This is a genomic window from Pseudonocardia sp. SID8383 (genome assembly GCF_009864975.1).
In the GTDB taxonomy this organism is placed as follows: Bacteria; Actinomycetota; Actinomycetes; order Mycobacteriales; family Pseudonocardiaceae; genus Pseudonocardia; species Pseudonocardia alni.
This window is the reverse complement of record NZ_WWFY01001119.1, coordinates 1-4,200: the sequence shown is the minus strand read 5'-3', so window position 1 is coordinate 4,200 and position 4,200 is coordinate 1. Positions and strand designations below refer to the sequence as shown.

At 73.0% G+C, this 4,200-nt stretch carries 2 protein-coding genes; one reads left to right on the top strand and one right to left on the bottom strand.

The annotated features are described in order from the left end of the window. A partial coding sequence (locus tag GTW08_RS31245) for a nitrate- and nitrite sensing domain-containing protein (protein ID WP_202417766.1) occupies positions 1-1,977 on the bottom strand: 1,977 nt, incomplete at its 3' end. 363 nt (positions 1,978-2,340) lie between these two features. Between GTW08_RS31245 and GTW08_RS27295 the strand changes: the two genes are divergently transcribed. Next, the gene (locus GTW08_RS27295; RefSeq protein WP_073576665.1) at positions 2,341-4,002 is read left to right on the top strand and encodes a DNA repair helicase XPB; all 1,662 of its coding nucleotides are present in this window, start codon (positions 2,341-2,343) and stop codon (positions 4,000-4,002) included. The last annotated feature ends 198 nt before the right edge of the window (positions 4,003-4,200 follow it).

Below are 4,200 nucleotides of genomic sequence, written 5' to 3'. Positions count from 1 at the left end.
GCTGCCCGGGTCGCCGTCGCTGCGCTGTTCGGGCAGCTGCGCGGAGGGCACCAGCTGCGGCGGGACGGTCACCGAGGCGCTCAGCCCACCCGAGCCGCCGCCGACGGCCGCCGAGGCGAGCCGGACGCCGACGCGGTGCCGTGCGGCCAGCCGGCCGACCACGAACAGGCCCATCCGCCGGGAGGCCGACACGTCGACCTCGGCCGGGCCGGACAGACGCTGGTTGGCGTCGACCAGCTCGGAGTCGGTCATGCCGACACCGCGGTCGGAGATCTCGACCAGCAGCGACTCGTCGGCTGTGCGGGTCGTCGACATGACGACCTGCGAGTCCGGCGGCGAGAAGTTCGTCGCGTTGTCCAGCAGCTCGGCGAGCAGGTGGACGAGGTCGTTCGCGGCGCGACCGGCGATCGTCGCGTTCGGCGGGGTCTGCACGACGACCCGCTGGTACTGCTCGACCTCCGACACCGCGGCCCGCAGGACGTCGACGACCTGCACCGGCGCAACGTTCCGCTTCGCCAGGTCGGTGCCCGCGAGGACCAGCAGGTTCTCGCTGTTGCGGCGCATACGTGTCGCGAGGTGGTCCAGCTGGAACAGGTTCGACAGCTGGTCCGGGTCCTGCTCGTTGCTCTCCAGCTGTTCGATCAGCTGCAGCTGGCGCTCGACGAGCGCCTGCGAACGGCGGGAGAGGTTGACGAACATCGAGTTGACGTTCTGCTGCAGCGCGGCCTGGTCGGCGGCGAGGCGGATCGCCTGGCCGTGCACGGCGTCGAACGCCCGCGCCACCTGGCCGATCTCGTCGCGGCTGTCCAGCGGGACCGGCTCGACGAGCGCGTTCGGTGCCTGCCCGGAGCGCATGCTCTGCACCGCCGCGGGCAGCTTCTGCTCCGCGACCTCGAGCGCCGAGCTGCGCAGCAGACGCAGCGAACGGACCATCTGACGGCCCAGCAGCAGGATGATGCCCGCGGTCAGCAGGATCGTGAGCATCAGCAGCACGGAGTTGAGGCCCGCGGTGTTGCCCGCCTGCTCGGCGGCCGCGGCCCGGCCGTCGACGAACGCCTGCTCGGCGGCGGCGGTGGACTGGTCCACCGCGGTGACGGACCGGTCGACGGCGGCGTCCCACGCGTTCGGGTCGACCGGCGGCGCGACCCCCGGCGGGACCGAGAGTGCCTGGTCGCGCAGCGCGTTGCGCTCGCCGTTCGCCTGGCCCGCGCCGAAGTTCCCGAAGGACTCGGCCTGCTCCGGGGTCAGCGACGACTGGAAGTCACCGGCCGCGGCCTGGAACGAGGCCTCGGCCCCGGTGACCTGCGCGCGCTGCTGCTCCTCCAGCGTCCCCGCGGCGAGCGCGCCACCGATCACGGTGCGCTCGAGCTGCAGGGCCTCGCGGGCGCTCGACCCGGCGGCGATCGCCGTGGTCAGACCGGCCGTGTCGGCGGTCTGCAGCCGCCCCACCAGCGCCCGGTCCAGCCCCAGCGTGCGCTGGACGACCGCGGTGTAGCGGCCGGTGAGGTCGGCGGCCGCGGTCGGCCCCTCGGCGACCTGCGACCGGATGACCGGCAGCTGACCCAGCGTGGTGTCCGCCTGCCGGCGGGCCGTGGCCAGGTCGGGGGCCTGCTGCTCGGCGGCGTCGAGCCCCGCCGTGGAGGCCTGCAGCGCCTGGTCGGTCGTGGCCTGCGCCCGGTCGACGGCGGCCCGGTCACCGAGCCGGTTCCCCGCCACGAAGCGGACCGCGGCGTCGCGCTCGGTCTGCAGTGCGCCGGTCAGCGTCTCGATCTGGCGGTGCACGTCGACCAGGCCGCTGCCGCGGCCGAGCTCCTCGGCCACGTTGGCCTGGTCGACGACGCGGACGGCGCCGATGGACAGGGCGAGGACCGTGGGCACCAGACCGACGACCGCCAGCTTGGCGACCAGGCTCCAGTTCCGCGGGTCGAGTCGCTCCGACCACGTGCTCGGGCGTTCCGTGCTGGTCACGGTGGTCACGGCGAGATCTCCCTGTCGGTCTCCGGTCCGGGGACGGGCGGCGCGGCGGGCACGAGGTCGGGGAGCATCAGCTGGTCCGGTGCGCCTTTCGGGGTCACGACGGGAACCGCTCGACCACACCACGACCGACACGGGGCGGCGGTTGCCGCGTCCCGGGGGAGTCGGACGGATATGATCGTGCCGGGTCCCGTCTGTGCGTGACGGACGGCTGCCGAGTCTAGCCCCCGGAACCCTCGTCTCCCGAGTGGCGTAGGGCCGGTTGCCTCATGGTCACGTGACGTGACACACGCCGACCGCTCGTCTCCGCTCGGCGTCCGGCGGACCCGTACAGCTCCGTCCCCCGGCCTCGAGAGGATTCGTTCCGTGACCGACGGCCCCCTGATCGTCCAGTCCGACAAGACACTGCTGCTCGAGGTCGACCACCCCGACTCCGCGGCGGCCCGTGCCGCCATCGCGCCCTTCGCCGAGCTGGAGCGGGCACCCGAACACGTCCACACCTACCGGGTCACCCCGCTGGCCCTCTGGAACGCGCGCGCCGCCGGGCACGACGCCGAGCAGGTCGTCGACGCGCTGGTCCGCTGGGCCCGCTACCCGGTCCCGCAGCCGCTCCTGGTCGACGTCGTCGACACGATGGGGCGCTACGGGCGGCTGCAGCTGTCCAACCACCCCGCGCACGGCCTCGTCCTCACCGCGCTGGACCGCGCCGTGCTGGAGGAGATCCTCCGGCAGAAGAAGATCAGCCCGATGCTGGGCGCGCGGCTCGACGACGACACCGTCGTCGTGCACCCGTCCGAGCGCGGGCACCTCAAGCAGGCACTGCTCAAGGTCGGCTGGCCCGCCGAGGACCTCGCCGGGTACGTCGACGGCGAGGCCCACCCCATCGAGCTGGAGCAGGACGGCTGGACGCTGCGGGACTACCAGCGCCACGCGGTCGAGGGGTTCTGGGAGGGCGGCTCCGGGGTGGTCGTGCTGCCCTGCGGCGCGGGCAAGACCCTCGTCGGTGCGGCCGCGATGGCCAAGGCGGGCGCGACGACCCTGATCCTGGTGACCAACACCGTCTCCGGGCGGCAGTGGAAGCGCGAGCTGATCGCGCGGACGTCGCTGACCGAGGAGGAGATCGGCGAGTACTCGGGCGAGAAGAAGGAGATCCGCCCGGTCACCATCGCCACGTACCAGGTCGTCACCCGCAAGACCAAGGGCGAGTACAAGCACCTGGAGCTGTTCGACTCCCGGGACTGGGGCCTGGTCGTCTACGACGAGGTGCACCTCCTCCCGGCGCCGGTCTTCCGGATGACGGCGGACCTGCAGTCCCGCCGCAGGCTCGGCCTCACCGCGACCCTGGTCCGTGAGGACGGCCGCGAGGGCGACGTGTTCTCCCTGATCGGCCCGAAGCGCTACGACGCCCCGTGGCGCGACATCGAGGCGCAGGGCTGGATCGCGCCCGCCGAGTGCATCGAGGTGCGGGTCACGCTGACCGACGCCGAGCGCATGTCCTACGCGACGGCGGACTCCGAGGAGCGCTACCGGACGGCGTCGACGGCGAACACCAAGCTCAACGTCGTGCAGGCGATCCTCGACCGGCACTCCGGGGAGCAGACGCTCGTCATCGGGGCCTACCTGGAGCAGCTCGACGCGCTGGGGGAGAAGCTCGGTGCCCCGGTCATCCAGGGCTCCACCCGCAACAAGGAGCGGGAGAAGCTGTTCGACGCGTTCCGCCGCGGCGAGATCGCGACGCTGGTCGTCTCGAAGGTCGCGAACTTCTCCATCGACCTGCCCGAGGCGACGATCGCGGTGCAGGTCAGCGGCACGTTCGGGTCCCGGCAGGAGGAGGCCCAGCGGCTCGGACGCCTGCTGCGCCCGAAGAACGACGGCCGCCAGGCGCACTTCTACTCGGTGGTGTCCCGCGACACCGTGGACACCGACTACGCCGCGCACCGGCAGCGTTTCCTCGCCGAACAGGGCTACGCCTACCGGATCGTCGACGCCGACGACCTCCTCGGCCCCGCCCTGCCCGACGCCGGCTGAGCCCGCCCCCCCCCGGATCGGGGGCCTCCGTACGGCGCCGATCACGGGCACACTGGTGCGGTCCGCGACGCCCGGGGAGGGCACATGTCGACCGCCCTGTGGATCCTCGTCGGGATCGGGGCATGGCTGGTCCTGGCGGTCGTCGTCGCACTGGTGCTCGGCCGGGTGGTGCGGATGCGGGACCGGCAGGTGCCCGAC